Origin of the sequence: Hafnia sp. (assembly GCF_036648275.1) — a bacterium.
Taxonomy (GTDB): domain Bacteria; phylum Pseudomonadota; class Gammaproteobacteria; order Enterobacterales; family Enterobacteriaceae; genus Hafnia; species Hafnia alvei.
This window is the reverse complement of sequence record NZ_JAVXIQ010000007.1, coordinates 81,205-107,666: the sequence shown is the minus strand read 5'-3', so window position 1 is coordinate 107,666 and position 26,462 is coordinate 81,205. Positions and strand designations below refer to the sequence as shown.

Sequence of the window (26,462 nt, the reverse complement as noted above, 5' to 3'; positions counted from 1 at the left end):
AGTGCCGGATAATACCCATACAGTTTAGCCAAGAAATTTTACTTTTCCGGTGCTCGTTGGCACCACCTCTACAAAGGATGTAAGTATGCTCACCTCGCTGAATCAGGCTTTCACACGTTTAACCGATCACCCAGACGGCGGAAAACTATTGCTGCGTCTCACCTTTGGCCTATTGATGCTGTTTCATGGCGTTGCCAAAATTGAACACGGCGTTGGCTGGATTTCTGAGATGCTACAGGCACAGGGTCTGCCTGGGTTTGTCGCCTATGGTGTATTTATTGGCGAAATCGTTACGCCAGTGCTGATGGTTTTGGGCATTTTCACCCGCCCTGCGGCCCTGATTTACGCCGTTAACCTGTTGGTCGCCACCCTGATGGTGGGTACCGGCAAGTTTTTCACCCTGACCGACGTCGGTGCTTGGGGACTGGAAAATGAAATGCTGTATTTCATGGGTGGCATCATCATCATGTTGCTAGGCAGCGGACGTTACTCTGTCGTCAGTAATCAGGCTCTGCGTTAATACTGCAATTACTCCCCTTACCACTCGCTTAATCTGTTCTATCAAAAAGAGCTATTTGAAACCTTCAAATAGCTCTTTTGAAAACATCCCTTCTTAAACCATTTGTCGTCAAAAGCCCCGTGTCATAGCGATTCACAGCGGAAAAACCGTACCATTAACGATGTTTACCCTGCTTTACACCTCATTTCCGTTACAAAAGCCCAAATAACTGTTCACAAAACAACGATTTTGATGATAAAAAGATGACCACGCCTATAAATCTATGTTAGTTTCCAAATCCCGTATTATTAATGAATACTCGAATAACATGGCAAAAGCCAAACAGTTCATTAATAAATACTATAAATACAATGAGTTAAATATTAAGTTTTTAAGTTATCAATCATACGCTCTCGTTCTTTGCGTATAGTTAATGGGAATACAACATGCAATCCTCTGATAAAACACAGCAAGGCCGTACTTTCCTCGGTCATCCCTATCCACTCGGGTCATTGTTCTTTACCGAGATGTGGGAACGCTTCTCCTTTTACGGGATCCGCCCACTGCTTATCCTGTTTATGGCCGCCAGTGTTTATGAAGGCGGAATGGGCATTCCACGTGAGCAAGCCTCGGCTATCGTCGGTATTTTCGCCGGTAGTATGTATCTGGCCGCGCTGCCGGGTGGCTGGTTAGCCGACAACTGGTTAGGTCAGCGTCGTGCTGTTTGGTATGGTTCGATTCTGATTGCGTTGGGCCACCTAGCCATCGCGCTTTCTGCGCTGTGGGGCAATACCCTATTCTTCGTGGGTCTGCTGCTTATCGTTCTGGGAACCGGTTTATTTAAAACCTGTATTTCGGTCATGGTGGGTACCCTCTATAAAGACGGTGACACGCGCCGCGATGGCGGATTCTCACTATTTTATATGGGGATAAACCTCGGTTCATTCATTGCGCCGCTGGTAACCGGTTTACTCGTGGGTGAAAAGGGCTGGCATTGGGGCTTCGGTATTGGCGGCCTAGGCATGCTGGTTGCGTTGCTGATTTTCCGCTTCTTCGCTGTTCCTTCCATGCGCCGCTACGATCGTGAAGTCGGTTTGGGATCTAGTTGGAACCATGCCGTTGTTGAACGCAAAAACGTTGGTCGCTGGATTTCTGTCTTAGCCGTGATTGCCATCGTTTTGATTGGCCTGCTGGCAAACGATGTCATTCCAATTAACCCAGTCTTAATTGCCAGCGTGATGGTATACGTCATCGCCACCTCCGTAACGCTGTACTTTGTCTACCTATTTGCCTTTGCTGGATTAGCATCAGAAGAGCGAGTTCGTTTGCTGGTCTGCTTTATTTTGCTGGTTTCCGCGGCCTTCTTCTGGTCTGCATTTGAGCAGAAGCCGACCTCATTCAACCTGTTTGCCAATGATTATACCCAACGCCAGTTTGGTGATTTTGAAATCCCAACGGTATGGTTCCAGTCACTGAACGCCCTGTTTATCATCATCCTTGCGCCGCTGTTCAGCTGGTTATGGCCTGCTTTGGGTCGCCGTCAGATGCAACCAAGCAGCATGGTAAAATTTGTGATCGGTATTCTTTTTGCCGCCGCGGGTTTTGGCATCATGATTTTGGCCGCCCAGGATGTACTGGCCACTAGCCAATCTGTATCGCCGTTCTGGCTGGTGGGAAGTATTCTGCTATTAACGCTGGGTGAACTTTGCCTAAGCCCAATCGGGCTAGCGACCATGACATTACTGGCTCCCGATCGGATGCGCGGTCAGGTGATGGGGCTGTGGTTCTGTGCGAGCTCTCTGGGTAACCTTGCTGCGGGCTTGATCGGCGGTCAGGTTAAAGCTGATCAGCTTGATATGCTGCCAGACCTATTTGCGCGCTGCTCTATCGCACTGGTTATTTGCGCCGCGGTGCTAGCACTGCTGATTTACCCAGTACGCCGCATGATGAAAAACGTCGAAATCTAATATCGACCATTTCTCAATCAGTTCATATTCCAAGGCACCCTTTCAGGGTGCCTTGCTGTATCTGCGACCACGATCGCAATCACATCCCGACATCCTATTTCCTTAGATTTACATTTGTCATACTAAAAACATGGTAAAATACGCCAGCATTAGGGCTGAGCATTCCTAAGCTGTATTTTAAAAAAAGAATCTCTTTGTCAGTGTGAACATCAATAAGCGATAAATTGATGTGCGGTATCTCCGAAACTTCATGCCATTTAGCTTACAATAAATAGACTTGGGCTGAGTGTTTTAGAGCGGATAGCATACGCAGTTATTAAGGTAGAGTAATGGAAGTAATCAAAGAGATCCTACACGCACTGTGGGAACAAGATTTCAGTGTGCTAAGCGATCCCAAAATGATTTGGGCGATTTACGGTATTTTGTTCACTACGCTGCTACTGGAAAATGGGCTTCTTCCTGCCGCATTTTTACCCGGCGACAGCCTACTGTTACTGGCTGGTGCATTAATCGCCAAAGGCGTGCTACCTTTTTTCCCCACTCTGAGTGTGTTAGTCATCGCTTCGAGTCTCGGGTGTTGGATGAGCTATATCCAAGGTCGTTGGCTGGGCGATACTAAATTGGTGCAAGGTTGGCTAGTACAACTTCCGGCACATTATCACCAGCGTGCTTACCATATGTTCCATAAACACGGATTAGTCGCTCTACTGGTGGGCCGATTTTTAGCATTCGTGCGTACCATTTTGCCTACCATTGCAGGTATTTCTGGCTTAAAGAATGCGCGATTCCAAGTGTTCAACTGGCTCAGTGCGCTATTATGGGTTTGCTCTGTCACCGGCGTGGGATTAGCCATCAGCTATATTCCGTTTGTTAAGCGCCATGAAGATCAGGTGATGACCTGCTTAATGATTTTACCGATTGTGCTGCTAGTGAGTGGTCTGGTGGGGACGATCGTGGTGGTGGTTCGTAAAAAACGTCAAACGCCCGCTCAATAAATTCCGCAAATTGTCCTGTAAGGCATCGTTGCAACGGCCTTACAGGACAGCATATCTTTTAGAAACCTTCGTAACGCAGCAGCTCCGCTTTTAACTCCGCGTAGGGTGCGAAGAGTTTTGCTGCCGGTATTAGCCGCTGGCCCTGCTCTCCTACGACGATCAATGCAGGAACTCCGTTAATATTGTGTCTATCTAACAATGTTTGCGTTTCACGCAGGCTATGTTCGTAATGACGCAATAGCTCTTCGGTGGGGCGAGCTACCGCTAATGCTTCGCTCTCAAAGCCTTCCCGCTCCAGAATCTCAACCACGCTTTTACTGCTAGTGTTATCAAGCCCGTCAACATACCGTGCTTTTTGCAACGTTTTAAGCACATCACCCGCGCGCTCTGGCTCAAGGGTATTGGCAGCAATCACCGCTAACGTAGAGGCAAAGGAATCAAACACGCCGCCCTGATGTAATACGTTTTCTCGATACGCTTCGCTGAATATTTGCCCTGTCGATGATTCAATACGCATGTCATTTTGCCAAGCATATTGGACAAACTCCGGCGTCATATCACGTGCGCCTTCACGGGCAAAAAGCCCAGTGGGACGAAATGTTACGTTAAAATCGCTATCCTTAACCAGTTGGCTAATTTTCGGTGAAGCACCGTAGCACCAGCCACAAAGCGGATCAAAAAGATAAACGAGTTCTCGGATCTTCATCAGCACTCCTTGGTGTTGTTCAGCTCGTAGCACCATTGATACTGCGATAAACATAATGTGTGATCGTGGTTCTGCCAAGTTGCGGCAGGACGATATAATCTAAGTCTGGCTCAAAATCAGAGACTTGCCACCCTATTCCACTCAGTTAGCGTCGAGCGAACATCAAATAATGTTAAAGTTCGATACTGCGAATGCTTTTATTACGACGAGATTTTTTAGGTTTAATATCCGGATCTGAGTAGTATGACCACAAGAACAGCAATATCCCTCCAGCCGCCAAACCTGCGCCAACCCAGCCGGTAGATGACCAGCCCAAACCTGCAGCAATGCTTACACCACCAAGCCACGCACCCAGCGCATTTGCGATATTGAAAGCAGAATGATTTAAAGCAGCCGCCAAGGTTTGTGCATCTTCAGCAACGTCCATCAGGCGGGTTTGTAAGGCAGGAACCAGAGCAAAACTGCCCCCAGTGAGCAGCACGACCAATACGGTAGCCCATGCAATATCCGCCACCAAATAGAACGTCGTAAGAATAACCACGTTCCAAATTAATACACCAACAATCGTGCCCATCAAGGAACGGTCTGCCAAACGAGAGCCAAAGATATTCCCTAAAATCATACCCACGCCAAACACAATCAGCACCAAAGGCACGCTCGACGGTGACATCCCCGTTTGATGAATAAGCGTGGGTGCAATGTAGCTAAACACAGCAAATAGGCCACCAGAGCCTACCGCAGCGATACCGAGCGTGAGCCAAACCTGCTTACGTTTTAGCGCTCCCAACTCACGCAGCGGGCTTGCACCTTCCTCAACCTTATCTTTTGGCAGCCATAACATGACGAGCAACGCCGTTAGCGCCCCAATCACGCCCACCATCACAAACGCCGCACGCCAGCCCATCAACTGACCAATCCACGTTGCCAAAGGTGAGCCTAACAGCGTGGCCAACGTTAGGCCTAGCATCACGCGTCCCACCGCTTTCGCGCGTTGTCCAACGCCCGCCATCGATGCGGCCACCAGCGATGCCACACCAAAATAAGCCCCGTGAGGTAATCCACTGATAAAGCGAAACACCATCAGATTCCCATAGCTAGAACTCAATGCGCTGGCAATATTGCCAACCGCAAACAGCACCATCAAAAGCAGCAGTAAAGTGCGGCGAGAAAGTCGCGCGGCTAAAGTCGCAATCACCGGTGCTCCGATCACCACGCCCAGCGCATAAATACTGATCACATGCCCGGCCTGCGGAATAGAGATCGCCAAATCCTTTGCGACATTCGGCAGCAAGCCCATAATGGCAAACTCGCCGGTACCAATACCAAAACCACCGACAGCGAGCGCGAGTTCTGCCCCGCGTCGATGAGCAATAGGTGATGGTGCCGCTGACGGCGTTGATGTAGACATAGCTACCTCTAATATCTGAAAAATTCCTGACGCTGAATGCGCAAGAAAGCGTGATTTGAATCACATAATTAAGTGAGGTGAGCAGGATACCGAAGCTCACATTCAGCAGCCACTATTTTGTTAATTTTTCGTTGAATTCAGAATGGATATTGAACATTGTTAGGTTAAATAGAGACAAAAAAAACCACGGAATCACTCCCGTGGGCTTTTTCATTACATCACGCTTAGAACAACGTGAATGCAATCATTCCGACGACGCCACCCACGGTGCCCAGAATAGTTTCCATTACAGTCCACGTTTTCAACGTTTGCAGTTCGTTAGCGCCGGTAAATTTACCGAACAGCCAGAAGCCCGCATCGTTCACGTGGCTCAGTACAATCGAACCACCTGCAATACAGATAGCCAGCGCCGCGAGTTGACCACCGTTCAGACCAAGCTGAGTGGTAACAGGTAAAACTAAGCCTACCGTCGTTAAGCACGCCACGGTTGCAGAACCTTGGATCACACGTACTGCGGCCGACAATACAAAACACGCAACGGCAATCGGTAAACCGGCACCAATCAATGCATCACCCAGCGCAGGGCCAACGCCTGAATCGACCAGAATTTGTTTAAACACACCGCCCGCACCGGTCATCAGCAGGATAATACCCGCTGGTTGAATCGCCGCAGAACAAATAGACATGATCTGCTCTTTGCTCATACCACGTGGTTTTGCCAAGCCGTAGATAACCACCAGACAGGCGATCAGGATCGCGGTAAATGGATGACCGATAAACTCTAACCAGTCATATAAATTTGTATTTGGTGTCACGAAGCGGGCACCAATGGTTTTCATCCCCACCAGCACCAGAGGGCAAAGCACCAACGCCAAGCTCAGGCCAAATGACGGCATGTTTGATTTATCTAATACCGGGGCGCTCTCTTCTTCTGGCATTGGCCAGCTAACACGTTTGCTGATGAAGTTACCAAACAGCGGGCCCGCCAACAGCATCCCCAGAATCGCAGCCACCAGACCAATCGCAATCATCCAGCCAAAATCTGCATTCATCTGTGCAGCTAACAGCATCGGTACCGGTCCTGGCAGTAAGAATGCCGCCGCGCTCGCAACACCGGCGAACAGCGGGATCGCCATTTTTACCACGTTGCCGTTAGTACGACGCGCTACGGCAAAAACCACACCAATCAACAGCACAATCGCCACGTCAAAGAATAGCGGCAACGCACACACCAAACCGGCAATACCCAGAGCGTAATGGGCGCGTTTCTCACCAAAGCTTTTCAGCAAATGGGCTGCAATCTGGTCTAACGCCCCAGTTTCATGCAGGATTTTGCCAAACATCGCACCAAGAGCAACAACGATAGTCAGGAAGCCGAGTGTGCCGCCCATACCATCCTGCATAGCCTGAGTAATTTTGCTCAGCGGCATGCCAGAAAAAATACCTGCGCCAATCGACACCAGCATCAGCGCGACAAAAGCATGCAAACGCGCTTTCATCACTAAAAAAAGGAGAAGCAGTACAGAGCCGACAGCGGTGCCGACAAGAGTCATGGTATCCACAGAATTATCCCTGATTAGAACGTTGTTGGATGTGTTTCAACGTGTCAGCAATGACGGCGTCGAGCGGTTGATTGATATCAATGGCACAAACATCCTGTTCGTCTGAATCAGGCACTTCCAGCGCCTCAAATTGGGAAACCAACATCTGAGGTTTAAAGAAATGCCCTTTACGTGCTTTCATACGGGATTCGATAAGATCAAAATCGCCATCCATATACACAAAAGAGAGATTTCCATTACCTTCACGTAAACGGTCGCGGTAGCGTTTTTTCAGTGCGGAGCACACGATGATTGAAACATCGTTAGTGCGTTGCATGGCAAATGCTGCATCGTTCAACGCACTCAGCCAAGGAGCACGATCTTCGTCGTTCAACGCATGCCCTTCTGACATTTTGTTAATGTTGCTGCGTGGGTGCAAAAAATCGCCATCTAAAAAGCCACACGATAATTTTTGGGACACCGCACTCGCAACGGCCGATTTTCCGCTGCCCGATACGCCCATAACCACATACACGTAATGGGGCTTTTGTGTGTTTTTCATTGACTGGCTCCAGACATTTAGTGTTTTGTTGACGCTGGCATGCAAACCCCACGTCGATGTTACCGGTAATTGTTATCGGTAACATTGTCAGCCCCTTTACATAAACTTGCAATGTGAGCCAGCGCACAAAACTTTCTTGTGTGATCTATATCGCAATTTTAATTAGCGTCAGAACAATCACCATGAGAAGAAATAACAGGAATGCAACAGATGTAGGGGTAAAAACAATTTCATTAATGTTATTATTCAGTCATGAAATCAGTTAATTAACGCGAAGAATCGGAGATTAAAAGAGCGCCAAAGCGCTCATTTTGAAGGGGGATGTGGGATCAAAATCAGAAATAGCTACTGCCCGTAATAGGCATTTTCGCCATGCTTACGTAAATAGTGTTTATCCAGCAACGTTTGCTGCATATCCGGTAACTGAGGGCTTAGCTGCTGTGAGAAAATCCCCATATAGGCAACCTCCTCAAGCACAACGGCGTTATGCACCGCATCAATGGGATCTTTGCCCCAAGCAAATGGCCCATGAGAATGTACCAAAACCGCTGGCATCTGTTCAGCATCAATATGACGCTCTTGGAACGTCTTAATAATCACCTGCCCTGTTTCCCATTCATAACTATGCTGAATCTCTTCAGGCGTCATTAGCCGCGTACAGGGAATGTTTCCGTAATAGTAATCAGCATGGGTTGTGCCCCACGCAGGGATGTCCCGCCCCGCCTGAGACCAAATCGTTGCATGGCGTGAGTGCGTATGCACAATTCCGCCAATATTCTGAAAAGCTAAATACAGACCACGGTGGGTTTCAGTATCCGAAGATGGCTTCCACTTTCCCTCAACTACCGCGCCTGAGATTACATCGACTACCACCATATCTTCTGCGTTCATTCCTGCGTATTCGACACCAGAAGGCTTAATCACCATCAGCCCCGTAGCACGATCGATACCGCTGACGTTTCCCCAGGTAAACGTGACCAACCCATGTTTGGGCAGCGCCAAATTTGCGGCCAGTACCTGTTGTTTCAGTTCTTCGAGCATAGCTTCTCTCCCCACGTTGATAGCCTATTGTCCAGAACATGGCTCATCGCGGGTATGGGAAAACTGGCTACAAATCACTGGGGAATTGGCTAAATAAGAGGAATTGAGAGCATGCGCAACCGCATCGATAGCACTATTCGTTCATAGGAATAATTCAAAATAAGAATATTTACCTATTTTGAATTTAGCAAATAAATATACTAAGCCACATAGATATCACGGCAGTCAGCAGAATTATATTTCACTGATACAGCCAATACTAAGCATTACATTCTGGATTACCAATAACCAACAGCTAATTTTCTGCACGAAGCATGTCCTATACTTATATGGAAATATAATCGTCAGAAGCTTAAAAGGAGTAAGTGATGAATACCACAATGAAACGTTTTGCAGCGGCAGCACTGGCAGTGACGCTGGTTGCCTCTCTAAGTGCTTGTTCAAACTGGTCTAAACGCGACCGTAACACCGCGATTGGTGCTGGTGCAGGGGCCTTAGGTGGCGCCGTTCTTACCGATGGCAGCGCGTTAGGTACCGTGGGTGGTGCCGCTGTTGGTGGGATCATCGGCCATCAGGTTGGCAAATAATACGATTTCTATGATTTAGCTGTGGGCTGATTTTTATATCAGCCCATTTTTTATTCAAAGAACAAAACGGCTAATCAGCCACCGGCCAACTTTACCTTGTGACCTTTGGCCTCAAGCAGTTGCTTGAGCAAATCCCTCTTGTCACCTTGAATTTCAATCACGCCGTCTTTCACTGCACCACCACAACCGCACTTCTTTTTCAGCTCTGCCGCTAGGGTCTGCAAGGCTGTATCGTCAAGATCCAAACCGCTAATCAGGCAAACACCTTTGCCTTTACGACCGCTGGTCTGGCGCTGGATACGCACGATGCCGTCGCCTTTTGGGCGCACGACAACGGCTTTCTCTTCATCAATTCGCCCGGTTTCAGTTGAATAAACCAGTCTGCTGTTCTTGTCTTGCATGATTGGACTCTGTCCTGCTTAAGCTAAAGATTTCAATATTTCGCGCAATGTTTCTGCGGGCTCTGGAGATTGGGTGATCGGACGCCCAATAACCATATAGTCCACACCAGCTTTAGCGGCTTCAACCGGAGTCATAATCCTACGCTGATCGCCAGCTGAACTTCCTGCTGGTCTAATGCCCGGCGTGACCAGTTTAAACGCCTGCCCGCAGCTCGCTTTCAAGCGAGTTGCTTCATGTGCTGAGCAAACCACGCCGTTTAGGCCACACTCTTTCGTCAGCAGTGCCAGACGCTCGGCATAATCGGCCGGTGATTGTTCAATGCCAATACCACGCAAATCTTCTGCTTCCATGCTGGTTAGCACCGTCACTGCAATCAGCAGCGGCGCATCTTTTCCAAACGGTAGCAGCGCCTCACTGGCCGCTGTCATCATGCGCGCTCCACCGCTGGCATGCACGTTGACCATCCAAACCCCGAGATCTGCCGCTGCCGCCACGGCATGGGCGGCCGTATTTGGAATATCGTGGAATTTCAAATCGAGGAAAATTTCAAACTGACGCTGCTGTAATTCACGCACAAACTGCGGGCCAAACAGGGTAAACATTTCCTTGCCGACTTTAAGGCGACAGTCACGCGGATCGATATTATCGACAAACGCTAAAGCAGCATTTTTATCGGCATAATCGAGAGCGACTAGGATCGGTGACGTAATAGCGTTTGCCTGAGATGGCGTAGAAATGGACATTGCGACTCCCTGAAGCTGGCGGTAAATGAAATAAGGCCTTTATCAGGGAGGGCATTGTACACAGCGTTAGACAATGTGCCTAGCGCAGAGAGATATGAACGGAAAAGAATTACTGACCATCAAGCCCACGAATCGGCTTAATGGTTGACCACGCACGACACGATGGGCAGTGCCAATACATGGTGTGTGCTGTAAAACCGCATTTCATGCAACGGTAGCGCGGCTTAGTGCGAATTTGTTCACCCACCATATCACGCAGTAGCTGCAAGCTTTCTTTCGCCCTACCGTCTTCGGCTTCTGCCAGATGGTAATCCATCAACCGATGGAAGGTTCGCATCGTTGGATGACGTTGTATTTGGCGACCCACATATACATGAGCAACCTCGATACCTTCGTTTTGTTCCAAGACTTCGGCCAGCATCAGCTCTGCGGTTGCGCCGGTATTCTCTTCTACGCAACGGCGTAAAAATGAAACCCATTGATCCGGCTGATTCAGCTGCTGGTAACACTCTTGCATCATTGGCAAGACTTCGCTGACCAGCTCTTTGTCTTGCTCTAATACCTGAGACAACGCCTCAACCGCCTTAGCCGGCTCATTTTTGGCAATATAAATACGGCCAAACATCACCGACACGCGAGCGCAATTTTTATCCGCAGAGGCCGCTTTTTTTAACAGCGCCATAGCTCGATCTAAATCATCGCTGCCCATTGCCTGCAATGACAATTCACAGTAGAAATGCGCAATTTCAGTGCGTTGCTGATCTTTACCCAGTTTCACTAATTTCTCAGCAACATCGATGGCTTTTTGCCAATCGCTGGTCGCTTGATGGATGATCAACAGCTGTTGCAGCGCTGAAACTTTAAAATCCTGCTCATCAATAAGCTGATTAAACATTTCCTCCGCGCGATCGTACAAACCGGCGGCCATATAGTCACGGCCAAGCTGCTGCACGGCCAGCAGCCGCTGATCAAAAGTCAGAGAAGCACTCTCCATCAAAGACTGATGGATACGGATAGCGCGGTCGACTTCGCCACGCGAGCGGAATAAGTTGCCTAACGTAAGATGCGCTTCGACCGTATTGCTGTCCTCTTTTAGCATATCAAGGAACAGGTCGACCGCTTTGTCCTGCTGGTTAGAAAGCAGAAAGTTCACCCCAGCCACGTATTCACGTGAAAGACGGCTCGCTTCCTGTTGCTTATCCTGCTGAGCACTTCTGCGTCCCATATACCAACCATAGGCGGCAGCAACGGGAAGAAGCAGAAACAGCAGCTCTAACATAGTCTCTATTCCTTCGGTGTCGCAGAAGGCGCGAGGTTTTCTGGCTCAGTCGGCGCAGCCTGCTGTTCCAGTCGGCGGATTTTCCGTTCAGCGCGCACTAAACCTAAGCGCACTCGGACATAAAACAGACCGCAGATAACCCAACCCAAAATGAATCCGGCTGCAAACAATGTGGCAAGCAACGTCGACAGGCGATATTCGCCCTGAGCAATTAAGTAGTTGAACGCAACAACCTGATCGTTATGCGCACCCAATGTGACAGAAAGCACAAAGATGGCTAAAACGACCAAAAAAATCAGCAGATATTTCACATTTCTTCCTGTAAATCAGGTTAACCGGATGAATTATGCCAAAGAAAACAGCACCCGAATGGTTAAATTATCATTTAGTTATATTGTAGGGAAACCCCACGTAGCACTAAAACCCTGTTTTAACAGCGTGCTCACCCTAACAACATCATGCCATTCTCCAATGAGATCCCCAAGTACCACACGGAAGAATAGATAAATATTAGGATCATATGGGGCCAAATGCCTAAAACTTCAAGCGTTCTTCAGACTTACTCTTCTGTGCGCGCGCGGATTTCCTGAGATTCAGGCACGCTGATGCCAAGAGAACCGCACCATCGCTGTACCAACACGCAAGAAAGCGTGACAAGCGCCCAGCTTATCCCGCTTGCGACAATTAAATCCACGGGCCAGTGCATTCCTAACACCAAACGGCTTCCCATCACGCCTATTGCCCAGAGGGTGATTAGCGCCGTTGAAACATAATGGCGACGTGGCAATAGCAGGCCAAACGCAAGCAGTGCCCACGTTGCAGCAAACATTGTGTGCCCTGAAGGAAATGCAAAACCCGTTTCAAACGCCCAATGACTTTTCAGCCACTGTGGAATTCGTGTTTCATGCAGCAATTGTTCTGTGACAAGAGTGCTACGCTCTGCACGTTTGAGCGCATAAAACGCCTGAGCATCAACGCTATGTTCGCTTTCGAGCCATAAAACAAAAGGCCGCGGTTCTTGCACCCAGCCTTTTATCGTCGATTTAATCGTCTGCCCCACCAGCACCGTTGCCATCAGTATAATAAATAGGATTATCGTTGCTTTGATCCGAAAGCGTAAACACCATAAAAACCAACAGCCAAGGATCAAACACGTAAGGATGCCCCACGGCGCTGTCACTGTTTCAGTCATTGCAAAGAGGGCTTTGAGCACATTGTCTGAGCCATCAGGCTGCCATTTCCAGCCGCAAAGCCAAACGCTCACCGGCATCGCCAGCAGCACAATCAGGCCCAAAGTAGTACGTTTTGCAATCTGTAACATCAATTAATCCTTTCTTTCTATTGATTATTCAGTGTAGCAACACCATATCAATGAAGCCTATCAGGAATTGCCGAGCGGTGTTTTATTGACCGGTTGAAACAAATAATACGTGTCCTACAGCGAAAACTGCTGTATCGCCGCGACTTGTGGCAAAATAGGAACCCTATTAACGATTCGGTTTTACCGGATTTACTTCGGTTGTGCCTGCACTCACCTGCATCGGCGGCGCACAATAACCGATGTCCGTTATGGACAGTATCTAAAAGATGTAGTTGTGGAGATCAACATGCAGCTTAAACGAGTGGCTGAAGCAAAACTGCCGACACCTTGGGGTGATTTTTTGATGGTCGGCTTTGAAGAAATTGCCACCGGTCATGACCATCTGGCATTAGTTTATGGTGATGTGTCTGGCTCAACGCCCGTGCTTTCACGCGTGCACTCCGAGTGTTTAACCGGCGATGCCCTATTCAGCCTACGCTGCGACTGTGGTTTTCAGCTAGAAGCGGCGCTTGAGCACATCGCTGAAGAAGGTCGAGGGATCTTGCTTTACCATCGTCAAGAGGGCCGCAATATCGGTCTGCTCAACAAAATTCGGGCTTACGCCTTACAAGATAAAGGCGCGGATACGGTTGAAGCTAACCACCAGCTAGGTTTTGCCGCTGACGAACGAGATTTCACCCTCTGCGCAGATATGTTCAAACTGTTGGGCGTAGACCAAGTGCGTTTGCTGACGAACAATCCAAAGAAAGTAGAAATTCTGACTGAGGCTGGTATCAACATTACCGAACGCGTACCGTTAATCGTGGGTCGTAACCCTAAGAATGAACGCTATCTGTCGACCAAAGCCGCAAAGATGGGTCACTTGCTCGATTAAAATAAATCTATGTGATGTGTTGCTGATATCGCTACAGATACAAAAAAGGAGGCCAATGGCCTCCTTTTTTCATACGCGCTTAGCGGTATAGCAGGATTAGTGACTACGGATGTACTCATCCATATCGGTTTTCAGGTTATCGGATTTTGTACCGAAGATAGCCTGAACGCCAGAACCCGCAACAACCACACCCGCAGCCCCCAGTTTCTTCAGGCCAGCCTGATCCACTTTAGCTACATCGGCCACGCTCACACGCAGACGAGTGATACACGCATCAAGGTTTGTGATGTTGTCTTTACCACCGAATGCAGCTACCAGCGCAGCAGACATACCGTCATTGCTTTGCGCGCTTTGTTCGGAAGATGAATCTTCACGACCTGGCGTTTTCAGGTTCAATTTGGTAATCAGCACACGGAAAATCGTGTAATACACCAGACCGTAGATGATCCCCACAATCGGGAACAGCCAGATTTTGCTGCTATTTCCACTCAGAACGATAAAGTCGATCAGACCATGTGAGAAACTTGTCCCATCACGCATGCCCAACAGAATACAAATTGGGAAAGCCAGACCCGCCAGAATCGCGTGAATCGCATACAAAATTGGCGCTACGAACATGAAGGAGAATTCAATCGGCTCGGTGATACCCGTTAAGAACGAGGTCAACGCAGCAGAGATCATAATCCCACCGACTTTGGCACGATTTTCTGGTTTAGCAGAATGCCAAATAGCAATCGCTGCCGCAGGCAGACCGTACATTTTAAACAAGAAGCCACCCGACAGTTTACCTGCGGTTGGATCGCCTGCCATATAGCGAGGGATGTCACCGTGGAATACCTGCCCTGCCGCATTGGTGAACTCACCGATCTGCATTTGGAAAGGTACGTTCCAAATATGGTGCAGACCAAATGGTACCAGAGAACGCTCAACCAAACCGTAGATGCCAAAGGCAACAACAGGGTTTTGATAAGCCGCCCACTGCGAGAAGGTTTGGATCGCGGTTCCGACCGGAGGCCAAATAAAGGACAGCACAATGCCCAAGAAAATGGCAGCCAGACCAGAAATGATCGGAACAAAACGTTTACCGGCAAAGAAACCCAGATATTCAGGGAGTTTAATGCGGTAGAAACGGTTGAACATGTAGGCCGCAATAGAACCCGCGATGATCCCACCCAGCACACCGGTATCGGCTAAGTGCTTCGCGACGATCTCTTCGGCAGGCATGTGCAGGACCAGAGGCGCGACAACAGCCATGGTTTTCACCATAATGCCGTAAGCGACCACCGCTGCCAGCGCAGATACGCCGTCATTGTTAGTAAAGCCGAGCGCAACACCAATGGCAAAAATTAGCGGCATGTTTGCGAAAACTGAGCCACCGGCTTCAGCCATCACATGAGAAACTACCGCAGGTAACCAGCTAAAGTTGGCAGAACCGACACCCAGCAGAATACCTGCGATGGGCAATACGGAAACTGGCAGCATTAGCGACTTACCTACTTTCTGCAGGTTTGCGAATGCGTTTTTGAACATAGTTGAGAGTGCTCCTGAATAAATAGTGCTCTTTTATTAGCCTGCCCTCGTATGCCCGAGAGTCACGCCGCGAACAGGAAGAGAACCTGAACGCCTAGAAGTGTCTTAGCACTCCTTTAATTTTTACGCAGGGTAAAATAAATAGCCTGCAATATGTTTGATGGCTGTCACGTTTCCATAATTACAGAGATCCAAATAACATTTATGACAAAAAAATGTTAAAAAAATCACCAAAATGGTTTCATAAAACAGCCATGTAAACATTTTCGAACAGCAAGATACCTGCTTGAACGATTAATTACGAGCAATAAAATAAATAGCCATTACCCATGTATCGGCAATGTCACACCAAATAAACGGCTGAAATTGTCTGTCGTTTGCTGAGCTAAGGCATCAGGGGTCATCCCCTTCAATACCGCAAGATACTCAGCAACATCGCGTACATAGGCAGGTTGGTTCTCTTTACCACGGTGAGGCACGGGAGCAAGATAAGGCGAGTCGGTTTCCACCAGCATGCGATCGACAGGAACATAGCGGGCAACTTCACGTAGCGCATCCGCATTGCGGAAAGTCACGATGCCAGAAAATGAAATATAAAAGCCCATATCGAGCAGTTGACGCGCTGTTTCCTGATCTTCCGTAAAGCAGTGCAATACGCCGCCGCATTCACTCACCTGCTCTTCACGCAAAATATCTAACGTATCCTGCCGCGCATCACGGGTATGCACGATCACGGGCTTATGCAGCTCGCGGCCTATGCGAATATGCTGACGGAAAGACTCCTGCTGCAAGGGAATATTGTCTTTCTGATAGAAATAATCGAGACCGGTCTCCCCCATCGCAACCACTTCTGGGACGTTCGCTAACTGGCGTAGCTCATCATAATCATAGCCACCCTCAAGATTTAGCGGATGAACGCCACAGGAAAAGGCTACGTTCTCGCGCTGTCCGATTTGTTCACGCATCGCGCGATAGCCTGGCAGTGTCGTCGCCACCGCCAGAACAAAACCGACATCGCGCGCTTTGGCATCAGCTAAAACGCTATCGACACTTTTGTGCAGATTTTCATAATCCAGACCATCTAAATGGCAATGGGAGTCAACTAAGTACATAAATTTTGACCTGATATTAATAACGGAACGCGTATATCACCCGAAGGTATGGTTACGCGTTAGGAGGAAAGGAGTCACTCCACAGGCAAAGCTGACGAGTGAGCATTAGCTCGCGATTGAGCCCGGTGGTAGTGAGAAGCTGATGACGGCAGAAAATCCATTGTTCTAGCTGTTGCTGCAAAATCGTCGTTGCCTGAGTCGACGCCAATTGATAAACCAACGGCTGTTGATCCAAGTTTGCAATGGCCGTCGTGGCGCCCTGTTGCAGCTTCATCGCATCGAGCAGCAACGCACATAACCATGTTAGTCGATCATGCACATTATCGTGGTTTAACAGTTGTAATAACTGCATCCACTGGCGTTGAGGGATCGCCTGCTGCAAACCCTGACACAGCTGAAGACGCTGTTTCCAGCTATTTGGCTCAAGCAAACTCATGGCTGCCACCGGCGCACCACCGTTCAAGCGTAATGCGGTACACATAGCCAACTCATCACCCGGCTGTTGGCTTTGCAGCCAACGTAAGCTTAATGATTCGTCAGGCACAGCAAGATGCATGTAAAAACAGCGGCTACGCAATGTGGCTAGCAAATTGGCCGGTTCACGCGTCCCCAATAGGAAATAGGTCTTCTCAGGTGGCTCTTCAAGCGTTTTCAACAACGCATTGGCTGCCGCTTCCGTCAGCGTTTCAGCCCGCGGCAACAAAACAACCTTGGCGCCGCCCTGTTGGGCATGACCATAAAGATGCTCGATAATCTGGCGAACAGGCTCAATGCCGAGGCTCGTTTTTCCTTTTTCCGGCTGTAAGTCGTACCAGTCAGGATGGTTACCCGCCAGCATCAAGCGACAGCTATGGCACTCACCACAGCTTTTGTCACCGTTTGGCCGCTGACACATCAGCCAGCGCCCTAATGCATACATCAGGGAATCATCACCGCAGCCCGCAATCGCGTGCACCAGCAAAGCATGGTGCCCTCGCCCACTCTGGTGCTGAGCAACCAGTTGACGGTAAGGTGCGGTCAGCCAAGGATACCAATTCACGCGTGTTGCTCCTGATCCTTAAACCACGTCTGAAGCGCAGTGCGAATAGAGGCCGTCACTTCAGGTAAAGTTTGCGAAGCATCAACGGTGATAATGCTGTCATCCTGTTCGGCTAATGCCAGATAACGCGCTCTTGTGCGCTCGAAAAAAGCCAACGATTCTTGTTCGATACGATCTAATGCCCCACGGCTACGCGCTCGTTCTAAACCTATCGCCGGAGGTAAATCCAGATACAGCGTTAAGTCAGGTTTGAAATCACCAAGTACCGTATCGCGTAACGACTGCATCAGGCGGGAGTCAATCCCTCTTCCGCCACCTTGGTATGCCTGAGAAGAGAGATCGTGGCGATCGCCAACCACCCATGCTCCGCGAGCCAACGCTGGTTTGATCACATTATCCACCAACTGAACGCGTGCAGCGTAGAGCATCAACACTTCTGCTTTGTCAGTCAGTTTTTCGTTTTCAACACCTTGCTTAACCAAATCACGCAACTTTTCAGCCAACGGAGTTCCACCTGGTTCACGGGTGAAAACGATATCCTCAATACCCTGCTGACGAAGCTCATCTACTACGGTATCGCGGGCAGTCGTCTTACCGGCCCCTTCCAGACCCTCAATCACGATGAACTTACTTTTCATTCTTTTCCCTTAGCACCTGCAAATAGTTGCGTACGGCTTGATTATGGCTCTGTAGATTAGTGGTAAATACGTGTCCACCTTTCCCATCTGCAACAAAGTACAAATAAGAGGTTTTATCCGGATGCGCTGCGGCCTCTAACGAGGCTCGGCTCGGCATGGCAATCGGCGTTGGCGGCAAACCGGATATAACGTAGGTATTGTATGCGGTTGGCTGCTGTAAGTCGCGCCGCGTCAAATTACCGTTATAGTTTTTGCCGAGACCATAAATCACCGTAGGATCGGTCTGTAAACGCATGCCAATACGAAGGCGATTGATAAATACCGATGCCACTTTGCCGCGCTCTTCACCAACCCCAGTTTCTTTTTCAATGATTGACGCCATGGTCACCAGATCTTCAGGTGTCTTATAAGGCAGATTTTTCTCGCGATCTTGCCATATCTCGCCAACTTCTTTGCTCATGCGATTATACGCCCGCTTAAGTATCATCTCATCGCTATTGCCTGCGGTGTAATGATACGTATCGGGATAAAGCCAGCCTTCGATTGGGCGACCTTCAGGTATGCCCAAGATTTTGGCGATCTGGCTTTCATCTTTATTCGCCAACGCATGTTTTAGGTTTGGCGAAGCCGCTAAGACCTGCATCCAATCTTGAAAACGAGTTCCTTCAATGAAGCGTACGGTGAACTGTGCTTCTTTGCCGCTTTTAAGCAGTTCAAGAAACTCACGCACGGTCATACCGGGTGTAATGCGATATGTACCCGCTTTAAAATTAGCCAACTCAGGCTCAAGTTGCAGTAGCCACGGAAAATAGCGGGGATGCGCAATAAGCTTGTCCCTTACTAGCAGGCCTTCTAACGCCACGCGCCCGGTGCCCGCAGGCAGTTTAAACAGAGTTTCTTGAGTAATTGCCAAAGGCGTTCGGGCAAACTTCTGCACTTGTTGATAGCTCCAAAATAGTGCTACTAACAAAACAACAATGCAGACAACAAGAAGTCCAAACAGTTTTTTCTTCATTCAACCGCCAAATCATGACTCATACACAGGAAGTAAACACTGTGGTAATAAATATTCCGCCAATTGCCGTGAACTGAAGCGATACTCCCCCGCTTCATTCACCGGCAACAGCGGCATTAAAGAGTTGCATATAAAAACTTCTTCCGCGTCTCGCAGCACGTCTAAAGGTGCGGAAACAATGCTTAATTCATACCCGCTTTCAGCCAATAAACGAATAATGCGCTGACGCATTAGCCCCTCTACGCCTGCGTTGGCAAGCGTTGGCGTAAATACTCGCTTTCCAATACGCCAGAATAAATTAGCCGCACAGCATTCCACTAGCCTTGCATTGCTGTCAAGCACCAGTGCCTCATGGGCATTCGTCTGCTCAAGCTTTGCCTTAATCAGCACCTGCTCTAGGCGATTAAGATGTTTAATGCCAGCAAGAGAAGGGTTGATACCTAAGCGAATAGGGCTCACAGCCAGCGTGATGCCATCCTTCTGCCACTGAGCATACTGAGTTGGAATTGCGCTATTTGAAAATATACGGCTCGGGTTTTGGGCTCCAGAAGTGGAATAACCACGCCCACCACTGCCCCGAGTTATAACCGCTTTAACCACGCCGTGCCCTGTTTCTATCGCCGCTTGACGAAATTCGGCTAGCCAAGCGCTCCAATCAACAGATTCAATCAGTAACTGCGAGCAGGCAAACTGCATCCGGCTAAAGTGAGCGTGAATACCATCGATCTGCCCATGAACAGCACGAGCCGTAGTGAAACAACCATCACCATAGTGCAAACCGCGGTCGCCGAGCGAAATAACCTCTTCGGGTGTTCCATTAAACCAAAACATCACCAACTCCCGACGATGGCCAAGGCGTTCTGCCTCGATCCGGTATTCATATTTTAGCGTTTTGAGAGGCGCAGGTAAAAAAAATGGCCCCATAAGGGCCATTTGATTTTTGCAGATAACATCTCAAAACTTAAGCGACTTAGATCTTGCGAAAAATCACAGAACCGTTAGTGCCACCAAAGCCGAAGGAGTTACACAGTGCATATTCCAAACCTTTCACCTGACGAGCTTCGCCTGGTACAAAGTCAAGATCACAACCTTCATCTGGATTATCCAAGTTGATGGTTGGCGCAACAATTTGGTCGCGCAGCGTCAGAATAGTAAAGATAGATTCAACTGCACCAGCGGCACCCAGAAGGTGTCCCGTCATAGACTTGGTGGAGCTGACCATTACTTTAGCGGCATCTGCGCCGTATACACTTTTCACTGCCTGAGTTTCTGCTTTGTCGCCCGCCGGAGTAGACGTTCCGTGAGCGTTGATGTAGCCAACCTGAGATGGGTTCAAGCCTGCATCACGCAGAGCATTCACCATCGCCAGTGCTGCACCTTCACCGTTTTCCGGTGGAGAAGTCATGTGGTAAGCATCGCTACTCATACCGAAACCAACGATTTCAGCATAAATTTTTGCACCACGCGCTTTCGCATGCTCGTATTCTTCAAGAACCAGAATACCAGCACCGTCACCGAGAACGAAACCGTCACGATCTTTATCCCACGGGCGGCTTGCCGCTTGCGGGTTATCGTTACGCGTTGACAGTGCGCGTGCGGCACCAAAGCCACCGACACCCAGAGGTGTACTTGCTTTTTCTGCACCACCTGCCAGCATGACGTCTGCGTCGTTATACGCGATCATACGAGCTGCATGTCCGATGTTATGCACACCAGAAGTACATGCCGTTGCAATAGAAATGCTTGGGCCACGCAGACCTAACATGATAGTCAGATGACCCGCTACCATGTTCACAATGGTTGAAGGCACGAAGAATGGGCTGATTTTACGCGGTCCGCCTTTAACAAGCGCACTGTGATTTTCTTCAATCAGGCCAAGCCCACCGATACCAGAACCAATCGCGGCACCGATACGTGGAGCATTTTCCTCAGTTACTTCAATCCCAGAATCTTTAAATGCCTGAATACCGGCAGCGATTCCATACTGAATGAAGGCATCCATCTTGCGTGCATCTTTACGCGAGATGTAGTCTTCACTATTAAAATCCTTTACTAAGCCAGCAAAACGCGTTGCATAGGCGCTAGTATCGAAATGGTCGATTAGGCTGATGCCACTCTGCCCGGCCACGATAGCATCCCAAGTGGAATCTACAGTATTGCCGACAGGAGACAACATGCCCAGTCCGGTCACAACAACTCGACGCTTAGACACGTTTGTCCTCCAGGGAGGGAATTTAATTTGAAACTCTATGAGAGCAGGAAAAAACGTAGGCGGTCGAATGACCGCCTAGATGTGTTCGATTACTTGTTCGCAGATTCGATGTAGTCGATTGCTGCTTGAACAGTAGTGATCTTTTCTGCTTCTTCGTCCGGAATCTCAGTATCAAACTCTTCTTCCAGAGCCATAACCAGTTCAACGGTGTCAAGAGAATCAGCACCCAGATCGTCAACGAAGGAAGCAGCATTCACGACTTCGTCTTCTTTAACACCCAGCTGTTCGATAATGATTTTCTTAACGCGTTCTTCGATAGTGCTCATACTCTTAAATTTCCTATCAAAACTCGCTTTCGCGATGGTTTTCGTAGTGTATTGAAAGTTGAAAAAGATGCAACTAAATCCCGGCTGGTCAAACCACGATTTTGCGCTATTTTGCGGTCATTCCCTCAAAAAACGCAAATTTTTTTCGTGATTTTTAGATCATATACATGCCGCCATTGACATGTAAGGTCTCACCGGTGATATAGCCAGCTTCATCTGAAGCTAAAAAAGCAACAGCATTCGCGATTTCTTTTGCATCACCCAAGCGGTTAGCCGGGACCTGCGAAAGAATACCGGCACGCTGTTCATCCGTTAACGCACGAGTCATATCAGTTTCAATAAAACCGGGTGCCACGACGTTAACGGTAATGCCACGAGAAGCAACTTCTCGTGCTAGAGACTTACTAAAGCCAATCAAACCTGCTTTAGCGGCCGCGTAGTTTGCTTGTCCAGCATTACCCATTGTACCCACAACAGAGCCAATGGTGATAATGCGGCCACAGCGTTTTTTCATCATAGCTCGTAAAACCGCTTTTGACAGGCGGAATACCGAAGTCAGATTCGTGTCGAGGATATCCTCCCACTCATCGTCCTTCATACGCATCAATAGGTTATCACGAGTAATGCCGGCATTATTGACCAAAATGTCAATTTCGCCAAATTCAGCACGGATAGTGCTCAATACTGCATCAATAGAAGCCGGATCAACAACGTTCAGGTTTAAACCTTTGCCGTTTTCGCCCAGATAAGCGCTAATATCTTCTGCGCCTTTATCACTAGTTGCGGTGCCAATAACGCGGGCACCACGGGCAACTAAAGTCTCAGCAATAGCGCGGCCAATACCACGGCTTGCGCCGGTGACCAGTGCAATTTTTCCTTCGAAGCTCATCATTTTCCTCTTCTTATTGTGCAAGCGCTGCAGATACAGACGCAGCGTCGTTAATCGCAGCTGCCGTCATAGTATCGACAATACGCTTGGTCAGACCGGTCAGAACTTTACCCGGGCCAACCTCCAGCAGGTGCTCAATGCCCTCACCTGCCATAAATTCGACTGATTCACTCCAGCGTACTGGGCTATACAGCTGACGCACTAAGGCGTCACGGATAGCGTCTGGCGAGGTTTCAGTTTTAACATCCACATTATTCACTACGGGGAACTGAGGCGCATTGAAAGCAATACCCTGCAGCGCAATCGCAAGCTTATCAGCAGCAGGCTTCATTAGCGCACAGTGCGATGGCACGCTAACAGGCAACGGCAGCGCACGTTTTGCACCGGCCGCTTTACACGCAGCACCAGCACGCTCAACGGCGTCTTTATTGCCCGCAATAACAACCTGTCCTGGCGAGTTAAAGTTCACAGGAGAAACAACCTCACCCTGAGCAGACTCTTCACATGCTTTTGCAATGGCATCGTTATCCAAACCGATAATGGCAGACATCGCGCCAGTACCCGCAGGTACAGCTTCCTGCATCAGCTTACCGCGCAGTTCAACTAAACGAATCGCCTGTTTGAAATCCAGAACACCGGCACATACCAATGCAGAATACTCACCGAGGCTATGGCCCGCCATCATTGCAGGCTGAGCACCATTTTCCTGCTGCCATACGCGATAAATCGCGACGGACGCCGCCAGCAACGCAGGCTGCGTTTGCCAGGTTTTGTTTAACTCTTCAGCCGGGCCTTCCTGAACCAGTTTCCACAGGTCGTAACCCAACGCGTCAGATGCCTCAGCAAAAGTCTGCTCTACAATCGGAAATTGCGCCGCAAGATCGGCCAGCATACCTACGGTTTGCGAGCCCTGCCCTGGAAACACCATTGCGAATTTAGACATGTTTGTTTTCCTGATATTCTTTTTATAACCAACGAGTTAAATATTGTTACCCTGTAACTTAAGCAACAATATTCATGCCAACGTCAGAAAATCTTAACGATTAAAAACGAACCAAAGCAGAACCCCAGGTGAAACCGCCACCAAAAGCTTCCAGCAGAATCAATTGACCACGCTGAATGCGACCATCACGAACGGCCTCATCTAACGCGCAAGGCACGGATGCCGCAGAGGTGTTGCCGTGACGATCAAGAGTCACGATCACGTTTTCTAACGTCATGCCCAATTTTTTCGCGGTTGCGCTGATAATGCGCAGGTTAGCCTGATGCGGAACCAGCCAATCCAAATCGCTACGTTCAAGGTTATTCGCAGCAAGAGATTCGTCGACGATATGCGCGAGTTCAGTTACGGCCACCTTAAACACTTCGTTACCCGCCATAGTCAGATAAGCCTGATCTTCAGTGTAACGTTGGCGATTTGGCAGAGTCAGCAACTCGCCATAGTGACCGTCAGCATGGATATGAGTCGAAAGAATACCCGCTTCTTCAGATGCACCGAGTACAACAGCACCCGCTCCGTCACCAAAGAGGATCACGGTGCCACGATCGGTCGGATCGAGGGTACGGCTTAAAGTATCAGAGCCGATCACCAACGCGTGTTTGACCGCACCGTTTTTAACGTACTGGTCGGCAATGCTCAGCGCGTAGGTAAACCCTGCACAGGCAGCGGCAACGTCAAAGGCCGCACAGCCTTTGATATCCAGCATCTGTTGAACCTGACACGCTGCGCTTGGGAACGCATGCGTTGCCGATGTTGTAGCAACAACGATCAGGCCAATATCATTTTTATCGAGGCCAGACATCTCAAGCGCATGTTTCGCCGCTTCAAATGCCATGGTTGATACGTTTTCATCCGGCGCAGCGATGCGACGTTCACGAATGCCTGTACGGGAAACAATCCACTCATCAGACGTTTCAACCATACTTTCTAAATCGGCGTTGGTACGCACTTGTACGGGCAGGTAGCTCCCCGTACCGAGAATTCTTGTATACATGTACGATCAATCACTCTTGGGTAATATCGCCTCAAGGCGCAGGGCAATTCGCTGTGGAATTTGCCTTTGCACCGCCTGCACAGCCTGTTCGATAGCGACAGCGAACGCTTTTTCATTCGCCGCGCCGTGGCTTTTAATCACGGTGCCACGTAATCCTACCAGACAAGCTCCATTATACTGGTCGGGGTTCAAATCACCGAAACGCTTAGCAATTCTTTTTTGTATCAAGCGCCCCAATAATTTTAGCCACCAAGAGCGCTTGCGCTTCTCTCCTGGTGATTTGAGAAGGGATAGAAACATACGTACCACCCCCTCCATCGTCTTTAACGTAACATTACCCACGAAGCCGTCACAAACCAACACATCTGTTTTGCCTGTCAGCAAATCATTACCTTCCAGATAGCCGATATAGTTAATCGCTGGCGTGCTTTTGAGCACAGCGGCGGCTTCGCGGATATTGTCTAAACCTTTAAACTCTTCTTCGCCAATGTTTAGCAGGGCGATGCGTGGCGAGGTTATGCCAACGATCTCTTCCGCCATTACCGCACCCATCACGGCAAACTGCACTAACATGGCACTAGTGCTTTCAACGTTAGCGCCCAAATCTAGCACTACCGTTTTACTCTTTTGCTGATTCGGTAACACCGTCATCAGCGCTGGACGCTCAATACCGTCTAGCGGTTTAAGCATCAATTTCGCCAGCCCCATCAGCGCGCCGGTATTCCCCGCACTTACAACGGCCTGAGCCTCGCCATTCTTCACTAAATCAAGCGCGATACGCATCGATGTTCCTTTGCTGGTGCGGATAGCATGCGAAAGTTTAGCATCGTTGGGTATAACTGATTCAGCAGGGATCACACGCAAACGTTGTTGAAGCGCAGGTGCTGCTTTAGCAAGATAAGGTGCGATGGCGTCGGGTTGTCCGACAATTAGAAGGTATAGCGACGAAGTAGACGCCAGTGCCTGCAAAGCTGCAGGCACTGTGATGCAAGGACCGAAATCCCCGCTCATAGCATCTAACGCGAGGGTTAGACGAGTCAAAGTATCGCCTTGTAAATACTAAAAGTATTACTTAACGATAACCTTGCGACCGCGGTAGAAACCGTCCGCAGTGACATGGTGACGCAGGTGAGTTTCACCGGAAACCTTGTCAACAGAGACGGTAGTCGTGGTCAGCGCATCGTGTGAACGACGCATACCACGGCAAGAGCGGGTTTTTTTGTTCTGTTGTACGGCCATTGACCTTACTCCTTGATTACTTACGCTTTAAACTGGCTAATGCGGCAAATGGATTTGGTTTGTCTACCTCAGGAGGCAGTTTACCAAATACCATGTCCGCGTCGGACACTTCACAGTGTTCAGATTCATGCACCGGAACTACCGGCAGGGCGAGGATGATTTCATCTTCAACCATTGCCAGCAAATCGACTTCACCAAAATCGTTGACTTCGATCGGCTCGTAAGCTTCCGGCAATGCCTCAGCCTGCTCGTCATTGGCGACCGGGCTGAAACAATACGTTGTATGGACCTGCTGTTGGAACGTCTGATTACAGCGCTGACAACATAGCGTAACCGCTACATCGGCATGGCCGGTAATCACCGCTAACCGCTGGTTATCAATATTAAATGACAACGACACGGCAACATCGCTATCCACACTGACCACAGATTCAGCAACTCGCGTTACCTGCTCAGACGAATAGAAACCAACGTAATCTAATCGTTTCTGTGCAGTACGAACTGCATCAAGGGTCAAGGGTAATTTTACCTTTTGCATAGGGC

General features: G+C 49.0%; 29 protein-coding genes. 5 read left to right on the top strand and 24 right to left on the bottom strand.

Annotation, left to right across the window (positions count from 1 at the left end; genetic code table 11):
• Positions 1–85: 85 nt before the first annotated feature.
• From RSC70_RS08990 to RSC70_RS08980, 3 genes are all read left to right on the top strand, one after another.
• On the top strand, positions 86–520 hold the full coding sequence (locus RSC70_RS08990; RefSeq protein ID WP_040046525.1) for a DoxX family protein: 435 nt from the start codon (positions 86–88) through the stop codon (positions 518–520).
• A 425-nt stretch (positions 521–945) separates the two neighbouring features.
• Positions 946–2,466, top strand: a complete 1,521-nt coding sequence (locus tag RSC70_RS08985) for a peptide MFS transporter (RefSeq protein ID WP_234618524.1) — start codon at positions 946–948, stop codon at positions 2,464–2,466.
• A 329-nt stretch (positions 2,467–2,795) separates the two neighbouring features.
• Positions 2,796–3,461, top strand: a complete 666-nt coding sequence (locus RSC70_RS08980; RefSeq protein ID WP_025797145.1) for a DedA family protein — start codon at positions 2,796–2,798, stop codon at positions 3,459–3,461.
• Between the two features lie 58 nt (positions 3,462–3,519).
• Here the strand turns inward: RSC70_RS08980 and RSC70_RS08975 are convergent, their stop codons facing one another.
• The 5 genes from RSC70_RS08975 to araD form a co-directional block, all read right to left on the bottom strand.
• Positions 3,520–4,167 (bottom strand): DsbA family protein, encoded by a 648-nt coding sequence (locus RSC70_RS08975; protein WP_332542253.1) that lies wholly within the window; start codon positions 4,165–4,167, stop codon positions 3,520–3,522.
• 172 nt (positions 4,168–4,339) lie between these two features.
• Positions 4,340–5,575, bottom strand: a complete 1,236-nt coding sequence (locus RSC70_RS08970; protein WP_103009887.1) for an MFS transporter — start codon at positions 5,573–5,575, stop codon at positions 4,340–4,342.
• 224 nt (positions 5,576–5,799) lie between these two features.
• On the bottom strand, positions 5,800–7,137 hold the full coding sequence (gene gntU, locus RSC70_RS08965; protein WP_332542252.1) for a gluconate transporter: 1,338 nt from the start codon (positions 7,135–7,137) through the stop codon (positions 5,800–5,802).
• A 4-nt stretch (positions 7,138–7,141) separates the two neighbouring features.
• Entirely contained in the window at positions 7,142–7,678 is a 537-nt protein-coding gene (gene gntK, locus RSC70_RS08960; protein WP_025797156.1) for a gluconokinase, read from the bottom strand.
• A 345-nt stretch (positions 7,679–8,023) separates the two neighbouring features.
• A complete protein-coding gene (araD, locus tag RSC70_RS08955) occupies positions 8,024–8,719 on the bottom strand; it encodes an L-ribulose-5-phosphate 4-epimerase (protein ID WP_040046521.1) in 696 nt (231 codons plus the stop codon).
• Positions 8,720–9,087: 368 nt separating this feature from the next.
• Between araD and osmB the strand changes: the two genes are divergently transcribed.
• Positions 9,088–9,306, top strand: coding sequence for an osmotically-inducible lipoprotein OsmB (gene osmB, locus RSC70_RS08950; RefSeq protein WP_004092957.1), 219 nt, complete (start codon positions 9,088–9,090; stop codon positions 9,304–9,306).
• Positions 9,307–9,380: 74 nt separating this feature from the next.
• Here osmB and yciH read toward each other — a convergent pair whose 3' ends face one another.
• The 5 genes from yciH to pgpB form a co-directional block, all read right to left on the bottom strand.
• Entirely contained in the window at positions 9,381–9,707 is a 327-nt protein-coding gene (yciH, locus tag RSC70_RS08945; RefSeq protein WP_046359816.1) for a stress response translation initiation inhibitor YciH, read from the bottom strand.
• A gap of 18 nt (positions 9,708–9,725) precedes the next feature.
• Positions 9,726–10,451 (bottom strand): orotidine-5'-phosphate decarboxylase, encoded by a 726-nt coding sequence (gene pyrF, locus RSC70_RS08940; RefSeq protein ID WP_332542251.1) that lies wholly within the window; start codon positions 10,449–10,451, stop codon positions 9,726–9,728.
• 109 nt (positions 10,452–10,560) lie between these two features.
• Positions 10,561–11,730, bottom strand: coding sequence for a lipopolysaccharide assembly protein LapB (gene lapB / locus RSC70_RS08935; protein WP_332542250.1), 1,170 nt, complete (start codon positions 11,728–11,730; stop codon positions 10,561–10,563).
• Between the two features lie 5 nt (positions 11,731–11,735).
• Positions 11,736–12,041, bottom strand: coding sequence for a LapA family protein (locus RSC70_RS08930; RefSeq protein WP_040046518.1), 306 nt, complete (start codon positions 12,039–12,041; stop codon positions 11,736–11,738).
• A 248-nt stretch (positions 12,042–12,289) separates the two neighbouring features.
• Positions 12,290–13,051: a phosphatidylglycerophosphatase B gene (gene pgpB / locus RSC70_RS08925; RefSeq protein ID WP_025797166.1), complete on the bottom strand. Its 762-nt coding sequence runs from the start codon at positions 13,049–13,051 to the stop codon at positions 12,290–12,292.
• Positions 13,052–13,337: 286 nt separating this feature from the next.
• On the opposite strand from pgpB, the gene ribA reads away from it, so the two are divergent.
• Positions 13,338–13,925, top strand: a complete 588-nt coding sequence (gene ribA / locus RSC70_RS08920) for a GTP cyclohydrolase II (protein ID WP_025797168.1) — start codon at positions 13,338–13,340, stop codon at positions 13,923–13,925.
• 96 nt (positions 13,926–14,021) lie between these two features.
• Here ribA and ptsG read toward each other — a convergent pair whose 3' ends face one another.
• From ptsG to yceD, 14 genes are all read right to left on the bottom strand, one after another.
• Positions 14,022–15,455, bottom strand: a complete 1,434-nt coding sequence (gene ptsG, locus RSC70_RS08915; protein ID WP_046449145.1) for a PTS glucose transporter subunit IIBC — start codon at positions 15,453–15,455, stop codon at positions 14,022–14,024.
• A gap of 323 nt (positions 15,456–15,778) precedes the next feature.
• On the bottom strand, positions 15,779–16,567 hold the full coding sequence (locus tag RSC70_RS08910) for a metal-dependent hydrolase (RefSeq protein WP_332542249.1): 789 nt from the start codon (positions 16,565–16,567) through the stop codon (positions 15,779–15,781).
• A gap of 52 nt (positions 16,568–16,619) precedes the next feature.
• Positions 16,620–17,606: a DNA polymerase III subunit delta' gene (holB, locus tag RSC70_RS08905; protein WP_332542248.1), complete on the bottom strand. Its 987-nt coding sequence runs from the start codon at positions 17,604–17,606 to the stop codon at positions 16,620–16,622.
• A complete protein-coding gene (gene tmk / locus RSC70_RS08900; RefSeq protein ID WP_282814109.1) occupies positions 17,603–18,244 on the bottom strand; it encodes a dTMP kinase in 642 nt (213 codons plus the stop codon). The genes holB and tmk overlap by 4 nt, the downstream gene beginning before the upstream one ends.
• Complete coding sequence (gene mltG, locus RSC70_RS08895; RefSeq protein WP_332542247.1) at positions 18,234–19,259, bottom strand: endolytic transglycosylase MltG; 1,026 nt, start codon at positions 19,257–19,259, stop codon at positions 18,234–18,236. Before mltG ends, tmk begins: the two co-directional genes overlap by 11 nt.
• A gap of 12 nt (positions 19,260–19,271) precedes the next feature.
• Positions 19,272–20,090, bottom strand: a complete 819-nt coding sequence (pabC, locus tag RSC70_RS08890) for an aminodeoxychorismate lyase (RefSeq protein ID WP_332542246.1) — start codon at positions 20,088–20,090, stop codon at positions 19,272–19,274.
• A gap of 139 nt (positions 20,091–20,229) precedes the next feature.
• Positions 20,230–21,471 (bottom strand): beta-ketoacyl-ACP synthase II, encoded by a 1,242-nt coding sequence (fabF, locus tag RSC70_RS08885; RefSeq protein WP_025797183.1) that lies wholly within the window; start codon positions 21,469–21,471, stop codon positions 20,230–20,232.
• Positions 21,472–21,560: 89 nt separating this feature from the next.
• On the bottom strand, positions 21,561–21,797 hold the full coding sequence (gene acpP, locus RSC70_RS08880) for an acyl carrier protein (protein ID WP_004092933.1): 237 nt from the start codon (positions 21,795–21,797) through the stop codon (positions 21,561–21,563).
• Positions 21,798–21,951: 154 nt separating this feature from the next.
• A complete protein-coding gene (gene fabG, locus RSC70_RS08875; protein ID WP_332542302.1) occupies positions 21,952–22,686 on the bottom strand; it encodes a 3-oxoacyl-ACP reductase FabG in 735 nt (244 codons plus the stop codon).
• Positions 22,687–22,699: 13 nt separating this feature from the next.
• Positions 22,700–23,629: an ACP S-malonyltransferase gene (gene fabD, locus RSC70_RS08870; RefSeq protein ID WP_025797187.1), complete on the bottom strand. Its 930-nt coding sequence runs from the start codon at positions 23,627–23,629 to the stop codon at positions 22,700–22,702.
• Positions 23,630–23,729: 100 nt separating this feature from the next.
• A complete protein-coding gene (locus RSC70_RS08865) occupies positions 23,730–24,680 on the bottom strand; it encodes a beta-ketoacyl-ACP synthase III (protein WP_025797189.1) in 951 nt (316 codons plus the stop codon).
• Positions 24,681–24,686: 6 nt separating this feature from the next.
• Complete coding sequence (plsX, locus tag RSC70_RS08860) at positions 24,687–25,721, bottom strand: phosphate acyltransferase PlsX (RefSeq protein WP_071892217.1); 1,035 nt, start codon at positions 25,719–25,721, stop codon at positions 24,687–24,689.
• 27 nt (positions 25,722–25,748) lie between these two features.
• Complete coding sequence (gene rpmF / locus RSC70_RS08855) at positions 25,749–25,919, bottom strand: 50S ribosomal protein L32 (protein ID WP_004092921.1); 171 nt, start codon at positions 25,917–25,919, stop codon at positions 25,749–25,751.
• 16 nt (positions 25,920–25,935) lie between these two features.
• Positions 25,936–26,457, bottom strand: coding sequence for a 23S rRNA accumulation protein YceD (gene yceD, locus RSC70_RS08850; RefSeq protein ID WP_040046509.1), 522 nt, complete (start codon positions 26,455–26,457; stop codon positions 25,936–25,938).
• Positions 26,458–26,462: the final 5 nt, after the last annotated feature.